21 protein-coding genes are annotated in these 19,266 nt (G+C 66.1%); 7 read left to right on the forward strand and 14 right to left on the reverse strand.

Annotation, left to right across the window (positions count from 1 at the left end; translation table 11 throughout):
* Positions 1-50: 50 nt before the first annotated feature.
* The 10 genes from ACFU53_RS16070 to ACFU53_RS16115 form a co-directional block, all read right to left on the reverse strand.
* Positions 51-278, reverse strand: coding sequence for a hypothetical protein (locus tag ACFU53_RS16070; protein ID WP_383991708.1), 228 nt, complete (start codon positions 276-278; stop codon positions 51-53).
* Between the two features lie 201 nt (positions 279-479).
* Entirely contained in the window at positions 480-1,364 is an 885-nt protein-coding gene (locus ACFU53_RS16075; RefSeq protein ID WP_383991711.1) for a phosphotransferase enzyme family protein, read from the reverse strand.
* Positions 1,365-1,497: 133 nt separating this feature from the next.
* Positions 1,498-1,995: a LuxR C-terminal-related transcriptional regulator gene (locus tag ACFU53_RS16080; protein WP_383991714.1), complete on the reverse strand. Its 498-nt coding sequence runs from the start codon at positions 1,993-1,995 to the stop codon at positions 1,498-1,500.
* Positions 1,996-2,026: 31 nt separating this feature from the next.
* Entirely contained in the window at positions 2,027-3,457 is a 1,431-nt protein-coding gene (locus tag ACFU53_RS16085) for a glutamine synthetase family protein (protein ID WP_383991716.1), read from the reverse strand.
* Positions 3,457-4,986 carry an amino acid permease gene (locus tag ACFU53_RS16090; protein WP_383991719.1) on the reverse strand — a complete coding sequence of 510 codons (1,530 nt, stop codon included), beginning with the start codon at positions 4,984-4,986 and terminating at the stop codon, positions 3,457-3,459. The genes ACFU53_RS16085 and ACFU53_RS16090 overlap by 1 nt, the downstream gene beginning before the upstream one ends.
* Positions 4,987-5,061: 75 nt before the next feature.
* Positions 5,062-6,066 (reverse strand): hypothetical protein, encoded by a 1,005-nt coding sequence (locus ACFU53_RS16095; protein ID WP_383991722.1) that lies wholly within the window; start codon positions 6,064-6,066, stop codon positions 5,062-5,064.
* Between the two features lie 209 nt (positions 6,067-6,275).
* Positions 6,276-6,470, reverse strand: coding sequence for a hypothetical protein (locus tag ACFU53_RS16100; protein WP_383991725.1), 195 nt, complete (start codon positions 6,468-6,470; stop codon positions 6,276-6,278).
* Complete coding sequence (locus ACFU53_RS16105) at positions 6,470-6,910, reverse strand: hypothetical protein (protein ID WP_383991728.1); 441 nt, start codon at positions 6,908-6,910, stop codon at positions 6,470-6,472. The genes ACFU53_RS16100 and ACFU53_RS16105 overlap by 1 nt, the downstream gene beginning before the upstream one ends.
* A 109-nt stretch (positions 6,911-7,019) precedes the next feature.
* On the reverse strand, positions 7,020-8,258 hold the full coding sequence (locus tag ACFU53_RS16110) for a helix-turn-helix domain-containing protein (RefSeq protein ID WP_383991731.1): 1,239 nt from the start codon (positions 8,256-8,258) through the stop codon (positions 7,020-7,022).
* An 836-nt stretch (positions 8,259-9,094) separates the two neighbouring features.
* Positions 9,095-9,724: a class I SAM-dependent methyltransferase gene (locus ACFU53_RS16115; protein WP_383991734.1), complete on the reverse strand. Its 630-nt coding sequence runs from the start codon at positions 9,722-9,724 to the stop codon at positions 9,095-9,097.
* Between the two features lie 510 nt (positions 9,725-10,234).
* On the opposite strand from ACFU53_RS16115, the gene ACFU53_RS16120 reads away from it, so the two are divergent.
* Positions 10,235-11,587: a hypothetical protein gene (locus tag ACFU53_RS16120; RefSeq protein ID WP_383991736.1), complete on the forward strand. Its 1,353-nt coding sequence runs from the start codon at positions 10,235-10,237 to the stop codon at positions 11,585-11,587.
* Positions 11,588-11,639: 52 nt separating this feature from the next.
* Here the strand turns inward: ACFU53_RS16120 and ACFU53_RS16125 are convergent, their stop codons facing one another.
* The 4 genes from ACFU53_RS16125 to ACFU53_RS16140 all read right to left on the reverse strand — a co-directional run bounded on the left by ACFU53_RS16125 (position 11,640) and on the right by ACFU53_RS16140 (position 13,782).
* Positions 11,640-12,113 (reverse strand): hypothetical protein, encoded by a 474-nt coding sequence (locus tag ACFU53_RS16125; RefSeq protein ID WP_383991739.1) that lies wholly within the window; start codon positions 12,111-12,113, stop codon positions 11,640-11,642.
* Positions 12,114-12,177: 64 nt separating this feature from the next.
* The gene (locus tag ACFU53_RS16130; RefSeq protein ID WP_383991742.1) at positions 12,178-12,654 is read right to left on the reverse strand and encodes a hypothetical protein; all 477 of its coding nucleotides are present in this window, start codon (positions 12,652-12,654) and stop codon (positions 12,178-12,180) included.
* A gap of 59 nt (positions 12,655-12,713) precedes the next feature.
* Positions 12,714-13,127 carry an NUDIX hydrolase gene (locus ACFU53_RS16135; protein ID WP_383991745.1) on the reverse strand — a complete coding sequence of 138 codons (414 nt, stop codon included), beginning with the start codon at positions 13,125-13,127 and terminating at the stop codon, positions 12,714-12,716.
* Positions 13,105-13,782, reverse strand: a complete 678-nt coding sequence (locus ACFU53_RS16140) for an NUDIX domain-containing protein (RefSeq protein ID WP_383991748.1) — start codon at positions 13,780-13,782, stop codon at positions 13,105-13,107. Before ACFU53_RS16140 ends, ACFU53_RS16135 begins: the two co-directional genes overlap by 23 nt.
* A gap of 805 nt (positions 13,783-14,587) precedes the next feature.
* Here ACFU53_RS16140 and ACFU53_RS16145 point away from each other — a divergent pair.
* The 6 genes from ACFU53_RS16145 (at position 14,588) to ACFU53_RS16170 (ending at position 19,205) form a co-directional block, all read left to right on the forward strand.
* Entirely contained in the window at positions 14,588-15,097 is a 510-nt protein-coding gene (locus ACFU53_RS16145) for a nucleoside-diphosphate kinase (protein WP_319104645.1), read from the forward strand.
* Between the two features lie 74 nt (positions 15,098-15,171).
* Positions 15,172-15,471 (forward strand): hypothetical protein, encoded by a 300-nt coding sequence (locus ACFU53_RS16150; RefSeq protein WP_319263235.1) that lies wholly within the window; start codon positions 15,172-15,174, stop codon positions 15,469-15,471.
* 152 nt (positions 15,472-15,623) lie between these two features.
* On the forward strand, positions 15,624-16,205 hold the full coding sequence (locus ACFU53_RS16155) for a hypothetical protein (RefSeq protein WP_383991752.1): 582 nt from the start codon (positions 15,624-15,626) through the stop codon (positions 16,203-16,205).
* A gap of 40 nt (positions 16,206-16,245) precedes the next feature.
* Complete coding sequence (locus ACFU53_RS16160) at positions 16,246-17,013, forward strand: hypothetical protein (protein ID WP_383991755.1); 768 nt, start codon at positions 16,246-16,248, stop codon at positions 17,011-17,013.
* On the forward strand, positions 17,013-18,407 hold the full coding sequence (locus tag ACFU53_RS16165) for a hypothetical protein (protein WP_319263240.1): 1,395 nt from the start codon (positions 17,013-17,015) through the stop codon (positions 18,405-18,407). The genes ACFU53_RS16160 and ACFU53_RS16165 overlap by 1 nt, the downstream gene beginning before the upstream one ends.
* 96 nt (positions 18,408-18,503) lie before the next feature.
* Positions 18,504-19,205 carry a class I SAM-dependent methyltransferase gene (locus ACFU53_RS16170; RefSeq protein ID WP_383991828.1) on the forward strand — a complete coding sequence of 234 codons (702 nt, stop codon included), beginning with the start codon at positions 18,504-18,506 and terminating at the stop codon, positions 19,203-19,205.
* The last annotated feature ends 61 nt before the right edge of the window (positions 19,206-19,266 follow it).

The following is a 19,266-nucleotide window of genomic DNA, read 5'->3' on the forward strand; positions in this document are numbered from 1 at the left end:
CTACCTCACCCCGCTGGAGATCAGACAGCGACACGAACAAGGACACGCCCTCACGGCGTAAGCATCGAGTGTCCAGCATCACGGGGAAACTTCAATTCCGACATATCCCACGCGTTGCGCGCCTCGTCCAGGTCGGCCATCGAGGGGTACTGCTTGACGAACAGCCGCAGCCCGTCGTCCGTCAGGACTCGCCGGTTGATGGTGTCCGTGCCCATGTGTACTGGTTCGACGATGTCGGCGACCAGCCCGTACCGGTCTTCCAGCACGTCAGCGGTCAACGTCTCGCCCTAGCCTGCTTCGTCCATACAGATCACCGGCCTTCGCGTGCGGACGGACGGCATGCCGTGAGGAGGGTGAAGTCGTTGTCCTCCGTGAGCACTCCCCTGTCGACGAACGGGGTGAGGTGGCGACGGTCGGTTCGGAGGCATAGCACCGAACGCCGAACAGGTGCGGAGCCGCAGCGGTTCCAGCGAAGACGTTCACGTACGCCACCCGCCCCACACCCTCTTGCGGATCTCCAGGCGCAGGTTCTCCAGCATGATGTGCGCCTCGTCGACCAGGCCGCCGTCGCGGCGCTTGATCCCCCAGTTCAGCGAGTCCAGAGCATCCAGTGCCCCGTAGGCCCGGCACGCGACGAGTTCCTCCGTGGTGAGGGGCCGGCCGTATCCGTGGTGGAAGGCGGCGCTGAGGTCGGGGCGGTGGTGCAGGATCCGGTAGCGCAGTCGGCTCAGGTCCCGGTAGGCGGCGGGCCGAAGCTCGGCCCTTTCGAAGTCGATGACCCGCAGACGCTGCTCGGTCTCGTCCCACATCCAGTTCTTGGGCATGTAGTCGCCGTGTTGGGATACCTGGGGCAGGCTCGGAGGAACTTCCTCGGCGAGCGTGCGCACAATCGCGAGGTCGTACTCCGGCACGTACGCCGCCGTACGGTCCAACAGTTGGGCGACCGCCTCGTCCCACGCCTCCTCCGTCGCTACCGGCGTCGGCTCGTCGGCTGCCGCGGTGTGGAACCGGGCGAGCAGTTCGCCCGCCTGCTCGTAGGCCGCCCGTTCCTGCTCGGCCGGCAGGCGCAGCGTGTCGAGACCGCCTCCGGGCACGGCGGTGATCAGGACGGTGCGCGTCTGCGTATCCGCGGCGACCAGTTCGGGTGCACGGCCGGCGCCCATGGCCACGGTCCACTTCTGGTACGCGGTCACCTCGCGGTGGTGGAGCTTCGCGCCCGCGTGGAGCTTCCCGAACCACCTCTCGCCGTCAGGCCCGTTGACCTCCCAGACGGAAGGCCGGATGTCGCCGGGCCTGGGGTGCTCGGCGACCACCGTGTACGTGTCGGTCACCGACTCCACCAGGTGGTGGAGTGCGCTGGGCATGTCGGTCACGGTGCGCCCTTCCGCTCGCCGAGCCCTCCGACCACGCCACGATGGGTGACGTGTCGGATGCACTCAGTGTCCTGTTGTGGGTGGGTAGCTTGCCAGTGGGCACTGACATTGCGGCCTGAGCTGGTCATCTGGGGGTGGGAACGCAGAGGACGGTCCCGGAGGCCATCTCGGTCAGGGACTCGTCGAGCACCTCACAGCTCCAGCCGAGCGTCACGAGGTGCGGGTCGTTCTCGGCCTTGACGCGCTCCCGCAGGGCCCTGACCCGCGCCAGCGCGCTGTCACGGCTGATGCGGGCCCGGTCCGCGAACTCCTGTGACGTCGCACCGGTCGCGACCATCCGCCAGGTCTCGATCTCCGTTTCCGAGAAGGCCTCCGGGGAGGTGGCCGTCTCGGGACGCTGGAGTTGCCCGGTGACGATGCAGGCGTGGACGACGGCGGCCCGGCCTCTCACGCCGAGCTTCTGTCCGCAGTGCTTCAGCTGCACGTTGATCGTGCCGACGGTGATGGACAGCTCGGAGGCGATCGCGTGGGTGTTCTCGCCCTCCGCGACCTTCTGGGCGATCCGAAGCTGTGCGGGTGTCAGCGGAAGCGTCGCGGGCGGGCGGGTCGGGCGGGCGCTCACGGTTGTGCGTCCTTTCGGTGAGGCGGGCTTGTCAGGCGCGGGCCAGCCATCGCTGCCGCTCGGTGTCGGTGACGAGGCACTCGTCGTGGGCGAGTTCCAGGCGGGCGAGATGGGCATAGTGCTCGACCACCCCGGCGCCGAAGGCTTCCTGCGCGAAGACGCTGTTCTGGAAGGCGGTCAGAGCCGGTCCGAGGGTGGGTGGCACGGGGATTCCGCCTGCGCGGTAGGCGTTGCCGGTCGCTTCGGGACCAAGGGTGAGCTTCTGCTCGAGACCGTGGTCGATGGCCGCCAGTACCGCCGACAGCGCCAGGTACGGGTTGGCGTCCGCGCCCGGCACACGGATCTCCAGGTGCAGCCCTTCACCGCGGCCGACGACGCGGACCGCGCAGGTGCGGTTGTCGCGGCCCCAGGTGAACGTGGTGGGCGCGAACGAGCCGGTCGTGAACCGCTTGTAGGAGTTGACGTTGGGCGCGTAGAACGGTCCCAACTCGGGCAGGCCGGCGAGCAGACCCGCGATGGCGTGCTGACCGGTCTGGGACAGTCCGTACTCGCTGCCGGGCTCGTTGAGTTGGCTGATGGCCTTCGACCACAGCGACACGTGCAGGTGCAGGCCGTTGGCCCGGTCGGTTTCCGGGGCCGCCATGAACGTGGGTGCCAGACCGGCGCGTAGACCCAGGGTGCGCACGGCGTGCTTGAAGAGTGGGTGCCGGTCGCAGGCGGTGAGCGCGCCCCCGTACGGGAAGGTCACCTCGACCTGGCCGGGACCGGCCTCGGTCTTGATCGCTTCCACGGGCATCCCGGCGCCGGCGAGCGCCCGCTGAAGACGGCGCAGGAACCGGTCGGATACGGGGTCGTGGTCGAGGGCGTAGTCCAGGTTCTCCGTCGTCAACGGCCGCAGGCCCTGATAGTTGGCCTGTTCCGCGTCCTCGTACGTGCCCCTGTAGAGGACAAACTCGGTCTCGATCCCCGCCTTGGGGTGCAGACCGTGCCGCGACAGCCGGGTCAGCTGCTGGTGGAGGATCTGGCGGGGTGCGATGTCGATCGGCGTTCCGTCGTGGTGGACGGCATCGCCGAGTACGACAACGGTGCGTGGCAGCCACGGCACGATGCTCAGGGTCGACAGGTCCGGTTGCACGGACAGGTCCTGGTAGCCGGTCTCCCACGAGGTCAGGGCGAAGCCGTCCGCCGGGCTCATGTCGATGTCGGTGGCCAGGACGTAGGCGCACATCTCGGCGCCGTGATGCGCGACGCGCTTGAGAAAGTGGTCCGCGTCGTAACGCTTCCCCTTCAGCCTCCCCTGCAGATCGGGGACGGCGAGCAGCACCGTGTCGATGGCACCCGCCTTGACGAGGTTCCGCAGGTCGGACAGGGAGAAGGCCTTCTCGGAGCGCCCGCCGTGCTCGGGGACGGACGCGGCAGCCAGGCGTGCCACGGTGCCGTTGCCGCTCGTGGTTCTCGTCATCAGACGACCTCGTTTTCGTACGTGGCCGCCGAGCGGTCGAAGTTCTGGGCCGGCACTTCGTACAAGCTGCCCTGCTTCCGCCACCACGCCCAGGCCAGCGCGAGGACGACGAGCAGAGCGATCGGCGCGTAGTTGAAGGTCTCCACGGACACCAGGCCGCCGCCGGCGGGGCGCGTCTGCGGCAGACAGAACAGCACCGTCACGAACACCACCCAGACAACGGCGATCGTGCCGACGGCCACGCCCCAGTTGCCGAGGTTCCAGGGGCCTGGCCGGAAGCGGTCCCGGTTCTTGATGCGCAGGTAGATCGGGATCGCGTACGCCGGGGTGATGCCGACCACGTTGATACTGGTGATCGCCGCGTACGCGACCGGGCTGTACAGGCTCGGCAGGGCCAGCACGGCGGCGCACACGACCGCCAGCAGTACGGCCATGCGCGGAGTGCCGGTACGGCGGTCGACCTGCCGCCACAGGTGCGAGCCAGGCAACGCCCCGTCACGCGAGAACGCGAACACCATCCGGCTTGCCGCGGCGGTCTCGGCATTGCCACAGCACAACTGCGCGATGATCACGACCAGGAGCAGTGCCTTCGCCCCCGCCACGCCCAGGGCATCCAGGAAGATCTGCGCCGGCGGCACCCCCGTCGCCGTGCCCACAGTGCCCGCGTAGTCCTGGATCGCGAACGTGAGCCCGGCCAGCAGGACGAACCCGGCCAGCCACGACCAGCCGATCGCGTGGATGATCCCTCGGGATGCGGACACCTGCGCGTCGGTCGTCTCCTCCGACAGGTGCGCGGAGGCGTCGTAACCGCAGAACGTGTACTGGGCCAGCAGCAGACCGAGCACCGCCGCGTAGAGAGGGCTCCAGCCGGTGTTGTTGACGAACTCACCGAACACGAAGTCCGAGGACTGGTGGTGGGAGGGGACAATCGCCAGAGCGCCGACGATCACCGTGACGCCGCCGAGGTGCCACCAGACGCTGATGCTGTTGAGGATGCTGACCAGCCGGACCCCGAACAGGTTCAGGGCCAGGTGCAGGGCGAGGATGCACAGGAAGATCACCATGATCTTGCCCGGCGTCGGCACGAATCCCCACTGCAGGTTGAATAGGGCGCCCGCGAACAGCGCGGCCCCGTAGTCGATGCCGGCGATCGCGCCGAGCAGGCCCAGCAGGTTCAGCCAGCCCGTGTACCAGCCCCACTTCCGCCCGCCGAGCTGCTCTGCCTGGTAGTACAGGGCCCCGGAGGTCGGATAAGCGGAGGTCACTTCGGCGAGGGCGGCGCCGATGAACATCACCATGGCCCCGACGATGAGCCAGCCCCACAGCATCACCGCCGGGCCGCCGGTGTTCAAGCCGAAGCCGTACAAGGTCATACAGCCGGACAGAACACTGATCACGCTGAACGAGATCGCGAAATTCCCGAACGGCCCCATGCGCCGGGTCAGCACGGGCTCGTAGCCCAGCTCCCGCAAGTACGCGTCATCGGATATCCGGGACGTCGCACGGCGGTTCGGACTCAAGCGAGACACGGGTCAGCCTCCAAACTCAGAGAATCAAATAGACAGGTTCATGCCAAATCGGACTTGATGGGCGGCGGATGCCGGTCACGGGTGCGGTCCGGCGCGCGATCTACGGGTACGGGCGTAAGAGAGGGACTCGGCGCGCGCTCGAAGGAGCAGTGCCTCACCCGGGTCTGGCCCTGCGGTCCCTTCATGCACCGACGCCCACGGCTCGCGGGCCGCGTACGGGCCCATCGCCTCGAACACCTCAGCGGCTTCCAGATACTGGTGGCCAGCCCACAACGCGTAGGCAAGAAGGCTCAGGTCAGCCACTGAGCGCTGCTCGCCGTGCGTCTTGTGGAACCAGCCGTGGAAGGCGGTGAGCGTGTAGTCGAGCGTCGACTCCTGCGCCCACTGCCGCCGCCACAACGGGTCGGCGCGCGATCGCCGTCGCTGCTCGACCTGCGCATACGCGGGCAGAAGCAGCAGGGACGATCCGACAGGCCGCTGCGAGGCTACGAACCGACCGAAGTCGAAGACCGCGGCCAGGGAAGCCCCCGGCGGGCCATCCAGGGAGAGCATGAACTGCAGCACCCGGTGGTAGGCCTCCCGGTTGTACGGATCACGCCGGTTGACCTCGTACAACAGGCCCCATGGACCACTGGGCAGCATCGGCTCGCCGGGGTTCACGCGGTGTTCCTGGCGCAGCTGCCGCGTGTCGATCTGCGCAAGAGCCAGGAGACATACCCACGGCACGGGATCATGCGGCGCGCGACGAGCCGCCAGCAGCGCATCACGGCGAGCCCTGAACTCGAACTCCAGCGTCTGTGGATGCCGTTGTTTGTGCGCGCGCAACGCCCGCTCGACAGCCACGCGGGCACCCATCACCTGCGCGTCATAGCTGCCAGGCTCTTCGCCGAGCCACACGCCCACCACATCCGACCGGGCGGCCGCCACCGCCAGCAGCTGGGTGCGTGACGTTCGCAGCGCCCAATGCGTGGCCGTAGCCAGCAACAGTTGCCGTGCCGTTCTCCAACGGCCCGCCTGCAACTCGATCAGGGCCACGCCCAAGTCGTCGTCGTGGCCGGCGGGGTGATACACGAGGCGCATCAGAGTCCCTCGCCATGGACGGGGCGGTGGCGGAGCGCGAGATCGAGGCTGCTCGTCCGATGGCTTCGAACTGTGCGAGGTGGCGTCGTGCTCTCTGGGTTGAACGTCAATGTCATCGGGGGCCTCAGGCGAGTTGGGGGGTGGGCCGCGAAGTGGGTGGGGGTGCCCGCCGCTGGAGACACGGCTGCTCGGGCGCCAAGCCGGCTGGCCTAGAAGCGAATCTGGCCGATCGCGTTCGTGATGCTGGTCATGAACCGGTTGATGCTCGGGGCCATCGAAGTGCTCGACAGGAAGAACCCGAAGAGCGCGCAGACGATCGCGGGCCCAGGTTTCACGGACTTGCTGCGGATCAGAACAACCACGACGATGCCGAGCAACAGCACGAACGAGATGCTCAGAGCCATCAGGAGGCCGATTCCTCCGAGGCCCCTTGCCGCTCCCTGCGAGCCTGGCTCAGCGCACGGCGAAGAACCTCGGGCTGGGTCAGCGATCGTGGGCCTCTGGGGAGGACATGCCAGTGCATCCCCGGAGGGGTCGTGTTCTCAGCGGACGGCACGACTACGTGGCACTTCTGTCCCAGGGCAACGGTCCCCTGCTCTTCCCAGCGAGCCGCAGTACCCACGGGAACCAGGAAGTACAGCCGGGGCTCCGGACCCTCGTGGTCCAGGATCACCGGGCCGACCGGCTCGTCGCCCTCGTGGAGGATCTCGATCGCGCGTCGGCCCACGGCCTCCACGGCGCGTACGGCATCCCACCACTCGCCCGCCGAGCACAGTTCCGGCTCCTCACCGATGGGCATCCAGCGCGGCGGGATCGCGCGAGCTGCGGGATTGTCGTCGGACATGGAAAAGGCCTCCTCACCACTGCGTGTGAGGAGACCATTCCATTCAGCAAGCTACTGTGCGCGGACAGACTGTCCGTGGGGTCCGCCCGCCAAAGCCCTTGACACAAGCTCAGGTTGTGCTAATACCTGTCCAACTACCGAATGCAGAAAGCTCGTTGGACGGGTGCGCGTCCATCCTGAGCAGCGCCGCAGCGGTCTCGCGAACGGACGGATGGAACCGTGTGTGGTTGGGCGCGACCTTCCGTGCTCGCTTGAGATCCGCGAAAGCACCAGCCCGGTCACCCCCAGCGAGCTTCGCGGAGGCCACGTCGATGAAGTGGTGGCTCGACCGCTCGCCGACGGTCGTGGCGGGCGGCGCCCACTCGCCTCCGGAAACCGGAGACCATTCGGTGAGACGGGCGAGAGCCTGCTCGGTGTCACCCATGTCGATCATCGCGTGCACCTCATGGATGCGGATGTTCGTCGGGCCGAACGACATCTCGTAAGCCAGGGAGTCGCGGTTGCCTGCCATGCCCGCGACCTGCTCCGCCTCCCTCAGGTACGCGTCGGCGCGATCGGAGTTGTTCTCACGGGCTTCGAGAACGGCCAGCTTCAGCAGCAGCGCACCGTCGACGGCAAGCGCATCCTGCGTGAAGGAGCGTTCCGGCTGGAACCGCTCCAGCTCGGTCCGCAGCGCGAGGAGCTTGCGACGTGCCGGCGAGTACGCGCCTTGGCGGAGCATCGCTCCCGCGACGAGGTAACCGGCCGTGAACTGCATCAGGGGGTCGCCGGAGCGGTCGGCCGCCCAACGAACGCGCTCCAGCGCCGTGTTCGACAGGTCGTGGTGGCCCATCTTGTGAGCCAAGGAGTTCACGGCACGATAGGCGCGCGCCAAGTGCCAGAACGCCTTGCTCTGGTCGCCGTTGCCGCCCCCGAGGGCTACGTGCGTCAACTCGGTGATGATCGGCGGCAGCAGGGGGCCCATCGGGGCGTAGCGGGCGTCGCGGCGCAGGGCCGCCACCTGGTCGACTTCCGAGGCGAGCACGGGAAGCGCGCGGGGCGCGACCTCCAGGTCGTCGGGGCTGTCGTAGCAGAGCAGGAGACGGCGCAGCTCAGGGATGACGGCGTGGACGCCGTCTTCGGCTTCCGGCTCACCGTAGTAGGGCTGGCCGGTCAGGACCTCGGGGCCGAAGCGCAGCGCCTTCGCGAGTGCCGGCGTCAGCGACGGTGAAGCCTTCCGCGCACCGGACTCCAGCTTCTGCACATAGCTCGGGGAGACTGCGACCTTCTGTGCCAGTTGAGCGGCAGACAGCTTCCGTGTCCTGCGTGCCGTACGGAGACGATCTCCCAGCGTCAGGTTTTCACTCATCGGTGGATCTGTCCCTTCGCGATGAAGCACTCGGATCAGAGTACGGAAAATGCCCTAACCCGCACCCCTAGTCACCAAGTGTTAACAGAGCAGGCAGCGGCGCGACCATGAAGTGAAGCCCCGTAGCTCCGTGTTCGAGGCCCTCAGTGCGGTTCCAGACAATGGACCAAAAGGGGGCGATAGGCAAAAAGTAGGCCACACAGTGAGAGTCGTCGCGGCTCAACCGTCAAGAGCTGGCGAACAATTACTTACGGACAGATTGTCCGCGCCCCTCTTCTCCTACTGCGATCAACGAGTCGTAGCCGTCACAGAGGGTGACTGGGTACTTCGCGCGACGGAACCACTTGAGCGTGCTGCCTCATTCTCTCGTGAAGTGCTGGCGCCGGTGCTATCTCATGCGAGAAAGGAGGCGGGAGTGGCTGAGACTGGGCGACCGTACGCTACGCCTCTCCCCCGCATCCGACACCGAACTGAGCGGGACCTCGGCTAAAGCGTGTTGCAGAAGGCCGCTGGTAGGCAGCCTGAGCTGGCCTGTTGGGGTGTCTGGTCACGCTTTAGGCGAAGTTGAGGGCCTGCAAAGCAGTCTGAGTCACGCCAACGAGAAGCTTGCACAACTCGACGTGCAAATTTCCCGGAAGCAGGTGTCCGTCGACCTGGGAATTCCCGCCTTCCGGGAGATCGTTGCTCTCGCCACTGCGGTGGCCGCACCGCCGGAGCCTTCGTGACCTGGACGGTTGTCACCTCCGGCGATGCGCAGTGGGCGCTGGCACAGAACGCACCGCATCGGACGAGGTTCATCCACACGGAGGGCCCACCACCCCGCCCCGGGCCACGCTCTACGGGCGGCGGGCCAGCAGGTGAGTGTCGAGGAAGCCCCGCTCGGTCGCTGGGTCGTGGAGCAGCCGAGCCACCGTGATGAGTCCGGCACCGGCCAGCAACTCGGCAAACTGCTCCGCCGGCCAGCTATAGGCGGGTGCCACCTTGTGGTCGAAGCGGACCGGCTCAGGCCCTTCGGTTCCGAAGAAGGACACCAGGAGCAGGCCCCCTGGTGCCAGGACACGCATCTGCTCAGCGAGCAGTGCGGGCAGTTCTTCAGGTGGGGTATGGATCATCGAGTAGTGGGCCAGCACTCCGCCGAGTGCGCCGTCCTCGACCGGCAGGGCCTCCATTCGCGCTTCGTCGAACCGCAGCGCCGGCTGGGCCCGCCGAGCATGGTCGACCATGGCCGGGGAGAGGTCGATCCCGAAGGCGTCCAACCCCAGGTCGTGCAGCATGGCCGTCAGATGACCGGGTCCGCACCCGACGTCGGCTACCCGCAGGTTTCCCGTATCACGCACGAGCTCGGCGAAGGTGCCGATCATGTTCCGTGCGAACGGCCGCGTCTCCAACCGACTGGTGAACATCGACGCATAGAGCTCGACGACCCCGTCGTAGGCCGCCCTGGTCTCGTCCTGGTGTTTTAACACGGGCAGGAAACTAACACCCGCGCCGTTCGCAGCCGTTCTCCGGCCCCATACCGGCCCTTCCTCTCGGGACTGCTCGTCCCGTCACCCGTTTACGGGGCACCCCTTAGCGTGCGCTGGCCGCCGCCCAGAATCACGACCGTCACCCGCCGAAAGGGCGCGACCACCCCAGCGGTTATTGAGCCCCTGCATGGTTGGCGGTGACGCGTCGAGGATCGCGGTTTGCCCTCGGGTTCACGTGCAAGCGACTGCATCGGAGAGTTCGGGTGCTCGCCCTCGTAGATGCGGCCCGCCGTCTGCGGGCCTACCGGCCGCCAGCCACGCCGTGGTGAACAGATGTCTCAAATTGCCTTGATTAGCGCGTGTGTTCGATGAGACTGTGGCGTTCTCAGGGCGGCCTGAGCCCCCTGGGACTGTCGTCATCCTTTGCTGCGCACCAGATGAGCCTCCGTGCCGACTGTTCCGCGGGGCGTGGTGGTGTGCAGCCTCATCAGGCAAACGGGGACTATGAAAGTGACGTTTCGTCGGACCTTTTCCATCACTGCGGCGATTGGTGTTCTGGCAGCTGCTTCTGTTCTGCCGGTGGCGTCACCGGCCGCGGCCACACCGCCAAGCAGAGAAATGCACACAAGTGTCCTGCCGGTGGGGACGCGGCTTCCCTCACTGTCCGATCTGCAGCGGGCGGGAGGTAAAGACCTGCTCCTCAAGGGACGTGAAGCCTTCTCTGGTTCCGAGCACGCGCCGGAGGTTGTCGGTCCGGCGGCCACGTACGGCCGCGTCAGCAACCAGCGCTCTGCGGTAGCGGATCCGCCGGTGACCTATCCCGAGCCCGCCCGCACGATGACGCCGCAGGAGTGCATCAAGGGTTTGGGCACGGACAAGAAGTTCTTCTTCAAGTCGCGTTTCGCTTCCTGCTCCGGTGCGGTGTTCTTCACTGTGTGGTCGCAGAACGGCCGGCCCATGGGTGAGACTCAGTTCGTCTACCTGTCGGTCGGGACGATAGCGAAGGACAGCCGCGACGTACGTATCACGCAGTACTTCACCAAGATGCAGAAAACTGGTGCGGTACCCACGTCGGCCATGATGATCAAGCCATCGGTGAAAATACCCAAGGTGTGGCCGAAGACCGCGAAGGTCACCCAGACCGGCGCGGTGCCTGGGGCGCGGAGCTTCGATGTCATCGCCGCTCAACAGCCTGCAGGATTCACTCGCGTCCTGAAGGCTGCCGCAGGACAGGGGTCCAAGCCTGCTGACTCTGTCGCCTCTGTCTTCGAAGCGTCGACTGTGATCACTCCGCCTCCCGGCTACACAGCCGCAGGGGAGCTGAGCGGGACGCTGTTCTTCCTGCCGCCGCGGTGGGACAAGGCTTCGTATCTCCCCAAGAAAGCCCAAGGCGGAGCAGTTTTCACCTATCTCGTCCCGCTGGTCTACAGCACCAAGGCAGGCTCTCCGGAGAGAGCCGTCGCCAACCACATAAAGACCGCGTTCACCAAACCGGGCAGTACCAAGCCGGTCAACGCCAGTAAGAAGGTGCCCGGGTCGAGCGCGCAGTCGCCTCTGCGCAGGCTTTACCACGACAACGCACGACGCAAGAAGAACCGGTCGACCGCGGTGAGCGCGTGCAAGAAGGTGTTCGGCAAGGACTACGCCAAGGGCGAGAAGGAGTGCGACGAGTACCCCTTCGCGACCACCTATGAGGGCTGCGCTCAGAACACGTACGAGCCTTCCGCCCCGAAGAACAACTTCTCCGTCTTGCCGCTGGCGAAGAAGGACAACGGTAACGCCGGCAGTCTTCTCGGGCAGTTCATGACGCTCAACCGCATACTCGACGGCGACGACGACGGCTTCTACGTAACCATCAAATAGCGGAGCAAGTGCCAGGCAGGGCCCTGGGGGCGTACGCCCTCAGGGCCGGTTCTCATGCCTGCTGGGGCCAGAACTGCACGAGGTAGCGCTCGACGCCCTCGGCAATCCCTTCCTCCTCGATGACGCGAGCCACCTCGTCCCGGCCAGAGCTGTAGACCCGCACGTGCCAGTCCCGGTCGGGAGCCCCCAGTTCGATCACGTCCTCAATCGGGCCATACGCCACCGCCCATACCTGCAGAGTGCCCGTCGCGGACCGCACAGTTGTATCGGCCCGCTGCTCCCATGCGCGGCTCGTGTCAACGGGCGGTTCGCCGTCCCAGACCTGAGCGGTCATCGTCGGCGTGTGAGTATGACCAGCACTCTCGATATCGACCCGCCCAGGGTGAGCGGTCAAGAACACGCCCTCGTCCATGACACGGCCACCCGGATACGCAACCTGGGCAGACTCCTCATCCTGTAGGCACATCCCGTAGAAATCCACCTCGGGTTCGAGTTCCTGCTCCCTCACCATCCGGGGCTCAGGCATAGCACTCCTACTCCTCAACAATCGGGCACTCACATCAGGAAAGCTTCCAAAGACATGGTCCGACTTATCCACCGATTCCGAAGGGCAGCACTTTTTGATCACGACTCAGTGACCGCCGTATGGCGTTGACCAGCTTTACCTGCGCCTCGGCAGGTGCCTGTCTGGCCTGCTCGAAGCCCTCCGGACTCAACGGGTCATTCAACGGGTCGCGCCCTCGTGCCACTTGATCCAGAAACGCGTTGATTGCGCGGCCGAAGTCGTCGATCTCCGTCGCGACTTCTGCGGGAGCGATCAGACTCACGCGCATCAAGGCCGCGTTCCACTCGCCCCAGTCGTAGTCCCAGCCACGCCGGTCACCGTGCGCTCGCCTGAGTTCCATCGTGAACTTGGCGTAGTGGCTGAACAGCTCCTGATAGGCGACAAGTTGCTGGTCACGCAGCCACTGGCGATCTTGGGCGCGGCGCGTGACCATACCGCCGACCAGAACACCCACCGTGGCGGAAACGGCCCCCGCGGCCGTAGTCACCAGCGCGTCCAGCACCACACCTCCCTGAGACCCCAACGGATAGACGAACGTACTGGAAAGAGGGATGCCATGGATTACTGGGGCAAGATCTCGTCCAAATACTGCTGGACCGGCGTATATAGCCCGTAAGGGACGTACTTCGGCATCTCGGAGTGCGAGCACCACGCCAGCTCCGCCAGCTCGTCCAGATCGGCGACGTGCGCTGTCCCTGAGACGACCTCACAGGCCGTGTAGGACATACGCCTCTGCGTCTTGGGGTGGATCCGGCTCCCAAGCGACTCGAGTGCCTTCACCTCCAGGCCCGTCTCCTCCCGCGTCTCGCGGACCGCGGCATCCTCCTCAGCTTCCCCGGGCTCCACTTCCCCCGCAGGGAACTGCCAGGAGAGTTGCCCTTCCTTCACTCGCCGCCGCACCAGCAGGACGCGCCCCTCACTCACGATGACCGCCGCCGCGATTCCCGGCCGGTCATCGGTGGTCTGCTGCGTCATGTGGCTCCTCCAGAGCTGCCAGGATGGGCGGGAAGATGTTACTGGCGGGGATGAAGCGGGTGACCGACGCCTTCGGTGCCCACATCACGTCCACGTTCTCGACGACGTCGCTGTTGGTGGCCTCACCAGCGAGGAACTCGCACAGGAAGTACTCGCATTCGACGGCCGTCACAGGGTGCAGTCGGGCGCCGAGATTGCGGATGACGGCACAGCGAACGCCGGTCTCGTTCAGCGTCTCTCGGACCGCGGCACTGTCAGGGTGGACACCCGGTTTGACCACTCCGGCTGGAAACTGCCACGTGATCCCGGAGGCGCCATCGTCCCGGCGGCAGACCAGCAGAACCTGGTCCTCGCGCACGACCACCGCGATAGCGACCCTCAGCGCCTGAGCCGCGGAGTTGCCCCGACCGGCGGCAGGCTGGTCAGAGGTGAGCATCAACGCGAACCGTTTTCGCACGGTTGGCGATGCGGTTTCGTAGACCTCGTCGAGCAGCTGCTGCGTTTCACGGCGCAGTACGACGTCAGAGTTCGTGTGCCATGTCGCGACCGTCCGTGGAGCGATATCAAGATGATCCGCGAAGGCCTCGTTGGTCATCCTCAGGGCCGCCTGAAGAGCGCACGCGTGATGACCGTTCCAGACCTCCACCACGTCCATGCCGGCCTCCTGGCACACCGGGGTAGCGGCATGCGTGATCACTGCACTGCGACTGCACCTTCATTGCTGTGCGGATACCTGGTGAGCCTGCCCGGGAGTCGGTTCACTCATTGCATGGACTCCCGCGCAGGACCCACACGCAACCTCACGAGGGCAAAGCCTTGTGCGGCAAGGCGCGTTGAGCAAGACGAGCACTCTCGCAGAAGCCTAGTTGACGACGCCTGGCCGTTCACCTTGTCGGCCATCGCAGGGCCCCTGGCTCTCGGTTCCAGGGCAAGCACCCCCTTGGGCCATGGGCCGTTCTGGCGAGGCGAGCAAGCATGTTGCAGGCCTGCCTCCCAACCTCGTCGCCGTCGCCGACCAACTTCTTTGTATCGAACGGCAGTTGGCCCGCTGTTACCACAACGGCCGCGTAGGATGCGGCATTTTGAGGAACGAGGCTGCGGACAGCCTGTCCGCTCATGGGCGGCGCAGGTTGAGAGGCTCTTCCAGCGGCCGCCCACTGGCCGTTCCCCCGAGTCCCCAGACGCCGCTGATGGCTCGGACGCAAAGGACTCTGCTGCGTCAGGGCGCGAACGGAGGCGGTACCGAAACGGCGAAGGCGGGATTCACGAAAGGGGGAGGAGTGAGATGTCGTTGACGAACAGAGAACTGGTGACGTTCGGGGCGAAGCGATCAAGGTACTCGTCGAGATTGTCGATCTCGGATGATCCCGAGGGGAGCCCTCGAAGCGCAGGTAACCTCAGGCTCGTGACGCACTGAGGGTGCGTCATATATCGCCTGCCTGAACGCTGAAAGGGAACCGATGGCCCAGGATCAGAAGCAGCCGGTGGAGCGCACTCTGGTACTACTGAAGCCCGACGCCGTTGTGCGTGGCTTCGCGGGGAAGATCATTTCCCGATTCGAAGATGCGGCACTGAAGATCGTCGGCATCAAGATGAAGCAGATGGACGCCGAGTTCACGCGACGCCACTACTTCGACCTCGAAGAACGCTTCGGTCCCGAGGTCTACAACATCACCGCCACGTTCATGCAGCAGGGCCCCGTCATCGCACTCGTTCTGGAAGGAGCCGACGCCGTCGCCACCGTCCGGAAGATCGTCGGCAGCACCTTCCCGAACGAGGCGCCCGCCGGCACGATCCGCGGGGACTTCTCGCACTACAGCAAGGCCGCCAGCGTCGCCTCCGGCAAGGCCGCCGCGAACCTCGTGCACGCCTCCGGCAACAAGGAGGAAGCGGATCAGGAAGTGGACCTCTGGTTCGACAAGGACGAGCTCCAGGACTACCGCACCCTCGCTGAGATCTTCACTTACTAGGCGACCTCCACGTCACCAGCTGGTCGTCGCCGCGTTGAACACCACCGGGGATCCACCGGATGAGAGAGGACAACATGACCAGCGAAACCCGCGTCGCCTCCGTCGAAGAACTGGAGACCGGCTTCCAGCGGGAACTGGGCACCAACCGATGGGCGGCGGCGGAGACCGCGTACGCGCTGGCCGTGAGGCATCGCGACAACGGCGACTGGGACCAGTCCCGTGAATGGGTGCAGCAGTGCCTGCGCCTTCTGGAAGGGTTCCCGAGCGACAGCGAGGACCAGGTGGCCACCAAGCGTCTCTCGGTGGGCGGCGTGCAGCTCCCGACCTACCTGCATGACGGCGTCGTAAGAGACCGCTTCGGCGATATCGCCTGACGATCTCCGTCTGACGGGCGGCGTCGACGCCAAACGGCGCCCGCGCCGCCCGCACCAGCGCAAACAGCCGAACATCGCTACCGATCCGGACCAGCCGGGCTCCACCCCACTTGGTTCGGCTGGATCACCCATGCCCGAACAAGGAGGACACCGTGCCTGTCGAGATCGAAATGCGTGCCCGCTTCAGCCAGGAAGCCCACGACCAGCTCATCTCGCGCCTCGAACAGGACGGCGAAGACCTCGGCCCCGACGACAAGCACATCTACTTCTACGTGCTGCCCGATCAGCTGCTGAAGGTAACCGACAACATCGCCACCAACACGGCGAAGATCACCCTCAAGACCAGCAAGATCGGGCACGGCACGGCATTCCCGGAAACCGAGATCCCCATCGCCCGCGAGGACGTTGAAGCCGCGGTCCGTGTCTTCAACGCACTCGGCTTCGAGGAAACGATGCACGAGGCGTACAACCAACGCCGCAACTTCCGCCTCGGCGGAGTCGAGATCGCGGTCAAGTGGAGCGAAGCGTGGGGCCACCACGCCGAGTTCGAAGTGCTCCTGGGCGACGAACCGAGCCCGGCGGCAGTTCAGGTGGCCCAGGACCGCATCGAGTCGGTGGCACGCGAGCTTGGTGTCCACCTCATGAGTGAGGAGGAGCTCGCCCAGTTCACCGCGGCCTTCGAAGCAACGCAGCAGGCCGCCGACCGCTCCTCACACGCGGCGCCCGCCACCTGAGCCTACTCGTCGCGATAGACCACCGAGAGGGGTGGACTAGATGAGCACGACCCCGCCGGCCACCAGCCTGGTGGACCTCGCCGCACGCAAGCAGCTCCCGCACCACCAGTTCGTCGACCACGCGACAGTACGCTGGATCGAGGAGAACCGACCGCGCCTGGTCGACGGCGCGCCGACGAAGATCCGGGAATCGTCCCGCGGGCTCCTCACACGCGCGGCGATACCGACGGCCTGGTTCGCCGAACCCCGCCTGCGCGACTCCCTGCACGGAGTTCGGCACGCGATGCGCACCGCCGCACTCGCGGCCCTCCTCGCCGAAACCACCGGTCTCGACGAACCGGATACAGCCACGCTGATCGTCGCTGCCGCCGTCCACGACTGCCGGCGACTCCACGACAAGGACGACCGAGGCCACGGAGCACGCGCGGCGCGATGGCTCACCAGCCACACGGACCTCGTCTGGGAACACTTCCACGTGCCGGCGACAGCATCAGCCGTCGCCCAGGCCGCCACCTCCGTTCGTCTCCACGACGTGCCGTACGCGGCTTTCACCGCGGAAGACGAAGCCGACTACTCGCGCGCCCGGAAGACCAGCGATCTGGTGAAGGCTGCCGACGCACTCGACCGCTACCGGCTGCCGAAGCTCAGTTGGTGGCCAGACGCACAACACTTGCGCGTCGAAGGCTTCGACCAGCTCCGCGCAGCCGCCTTCGACCTCGTCCTCTGGTCCGAAGCCGGCCACCTGGCAGGACTCGACAGCGCGGACGCTGTCCTCAAAGCCCTCGAACAGCGGGAGCTGATCGGCTGATGGACTTCCTCGACGCGTACCACCTGTGGGCCGACGCCCACGAGTTCTACGAGGCCTCGATCATCCCCAACCCGGCCGAGGCCACCGACCCGCTGGCCGAGCAGACCGCCGCCTGGGAAACCCGCCTGGCCGAGCGGACCCCCCACGGCGCTCTCCTGCGCAGCAACGCCCTCTTCGACGCCCTCAACAGCAGCACCAAGCTGCACCTGCTGCACGTCACCCATGCTCTGGAGGAGATCAACGAGCACGGCGTGCTGTATCCCTCGGGCGGCTGCCTCGTCGGCAGCATCTACTGCGCCCCGCTCACCCCGGCCGACCAGGGCTTCCGCATGCACAATCTCGCCTCGTACGTCCTCAACCGGGAAGCCCCCGCCTTCCTGAAGAGGATCGGAAAGGCCGAGGCAACGCCCACTCCGCTGCTCTTCGAGATCGACGTGCCACGCCAGGCGTACCGCGGCCTCGCCGGCGTCGACTACCTGCGGCTCGGCGCCATCCACCTGAGTATCTACAGCCACCTCGAATACCTGCTGTCCAAGACCGAACGGCACCAGTTGCGCGAGACGATCACCAGCAGGACAAGGAACTCCGCCAGTTTCCTCGCCCTCGCCTCGGCGATCGCCCACACAGGTGCCACCGTCGCAGCCGGGTCGTTCCTCCAACTGCTCGACGAGACCATCCCTCGCCTGCCGATCCTCGGCTACGTCTACTTCGAAGTGCTCGCCGAGTACCTGATGCTCCACTCCACCAGTGACGAGACCCGGCGCCTGGCGGAACTCGGCGAGTTCAACAACTGGCTCTACAAGGAGATGATCTTCTCCTCCGAACTGGCGATGGCCGGCAAGTTCGACCTCGCCAAGTTCCGCCCTTCCCCCGACAAGCTCGACAGCCTCCTCACTCGCGTGGACCGGACGATCAATCCCCAGCACGCCCGGAGCTACCTGGTCGAGCGCATCAGCTACCTCGTCGCCGCCCGCCTCTTCACGCCCGGCCAGGTACCGGAGGAGTGGCGACACACCCGGTGGGAGTTCGACAGCCTGGCCACCCACCTGGGCCCACTACTGGGCCACCTCATCCACCGCGAACTGCGGACCTTCGGCCGATACCCCGACTTCTACTTCTACTTCGACCAGCACAAGGCACTCCAGGCCTGGAACTACTGGAACCACATGGACATCATCACGCCCTTCAACGGCACGATCCCGAAGGGCGAGATCGGCATCAACCCCGCGTACCCCGATCTTGAGTACCGGGTGTGGCGCGCCGAACAAGACGACCTCGGGCGGCTACACCCGACGGAGCAACTGGACGTGACCATCGCCCCGCGACTCGTCGACATCAAGTACACCCTGATGCGCAACAGCCGGTCAGCGAGCCCGTCACCGACGGCCGCCTGAGGAACGCAACCGCAGCCCCACTCGCCCGCGACGACCTCCGAGGAGATCACCGTGACGCCTCAGCAGAACATCGAGACAGCCAGTCCGGACCAGGTCATGGAGCAGATAACGCGGCTGCTGCGACAGCCGACCACTACACATGGCCTTGGCCGGGCTCTGCGCGCCACCGTCAAAGAGCTCGAACTCCACCGCGCCCACCGGGCCAGCCAGGGGGCCTGGCCCAACGGCCGTATCGACGACACGCCCCGCAAGGTGCAGATCGGCGGAGGGGCCCATCGGATCGCCGGCTTCTTCAACATCGACGCCGTACCACCCGCAGACCTGTTGTGGGACGTACGCGAAGGCATACCGCTCCACGACGCGACCGTCGACGAACTGTTCTCCGAACACTTCCTGGAGCACATCGACTACCCCCGCTCGGCCAAGCACTACGCCCGTGAGACCCACCGCGTACTCGCCCCCGGCGGCCGTCTCATCACCGGTGTACCCGACGCCGCCTTCGTGCTGGCCCAGTACCCGGAGGGTACAGCCGACAGCGAAGAGATGATCAAGAAGTGGTACGGGAAACGGGACTGCCTCGACGACATCAACACACACCTCGACCTGATCAACTACGTCTTCCGTGACCAGGACGACGACCCCACCTATAACCCGCACTACTGGGCCTACGACCACGACAAGCTCGTCCAGCTGTTCACCGAGGCAGGGTTCACCACCGTTGAGCCCTGGAACTTCGACCCGCAGATCGCCAACCCGAAGCGCCAGTGGGGCAGCGTCTACGTCATCGCGACCAAGTAGCCGCCGGACCGCTGGACAGCAGAGCTGAAAGCGGCGGGCCACCGGCCAGCACGACGCGTCG

Origin of the sequence: Streptomyces sp. NPDC057474, assembly GCF_042802555.1 — a bacterium.
In the GTDB taxonomy this organism is placed as follows: Bacteria; Actinomycetota; Actinomycetes; order Streptomycetales; family Streptomycetaceae; genus Streptomyces.

Bases quoted from the DNA above. Each gene is read 5' to 3' on its own strand.
- ACFU53_RS16075 (WP_383991711.1), bottom strand. From the start codon at position 1,364: ATGCCCAGCGCACTCCACCACCTGGTGGAGTCGGTGACCGACACGTAC.
- ACFU53_RS16085 (WP_383991716.1), bottom strand. From the start codon at position 3,457: ATGACGAGAACCACGAGCGGCAACGGCACCGTGGCACGCCTGGCTGCC.
- ACFU53_RS16095 (WP_383991722.1), bottom strand. From the start codon at position 6,066: ATGCGCCTCGTGTATCACCCCGCCGGCCACGACGACGACTTGGGCGTG.
- ACFU53_RS16100 (WP_383991725.1), bottom strand. From the start codon at position 6,470: ATGGCTCTGAGCATCTCGTTCGTGCTGTTGCTCGGCATCGTCGTGGTT.
- ACFU53_RS16105 (WP_383991728.1), bottom strand. From the start codon at position 6,910: ATGTCCGACGACAATCCCGCAGCTCGCGCGATCCCGCCGCGCTGGATG.
- ACFU53_RS16110 (WP_383991731.1), bottom strand. From the start codon at position 8,258: ATGAGTGAAAACCTGACGCTGGGAGATCGTCTCCGTACGGCACGCAGG.
- ACFU53_RS16125 (WP_383991739.1), bottom strand. From the start codon at position 12,113: ATGCCTGAGCCCCGGATGGTGAGGGAGCAGGAACTCGAACCCGAGGTG.
- ACFU53_RS16135 (WP_383991745.1), bottom strand. From the start codon at position 13,127: ATGACGCAGCAGACCACCGATGACCGGCCGGGAATCGCGGCGGCGGTC.
- ACFU53_RS16140 (WP_383991748.1), bottom strand. From the start codon at position 13,782: ATGGACGTGGTGGAGGTCTGGAACGGTCATCACGCGTGCGCTCTTCAG.
- ACFU53_RS16145 (WP_319104645.1), top strand. From the start codon at position 14,588: ATGGCCCAGGATCAGAAGCAGCCGGTGGAGCGCACTCTGGTACTACTG.
- ACFU53_RS16150 (WP_319263235.1), top strand. From the start codon at position 15,172: ATGACCAGCGAAACCCGCGTCGCCTCCGTCGAAGAACTGGAGACCGGC.
- ACFU53_RS16160 (WP_383991755.1), top strand. From the start codon at position 16,246: ATGAGCACGACCCCGCCGGCCACCAGCCTGGTGGACCTCGCCGCACGC.
- ACFU53_RS16165 (WP_319263240.1), top strand. From the start codon at position 17,013: ATGGACTTCCTCGACGCGTACCACCTGTGGGCCGACGCCCACGAGTTC.
- ACFU53_RS16170 (WP_383991828.1), top strand. From the start codon at position 18,504: ATGGAGCAGATAACGCGGCTGCTGCGACAGCCGACCACTACACATGGC.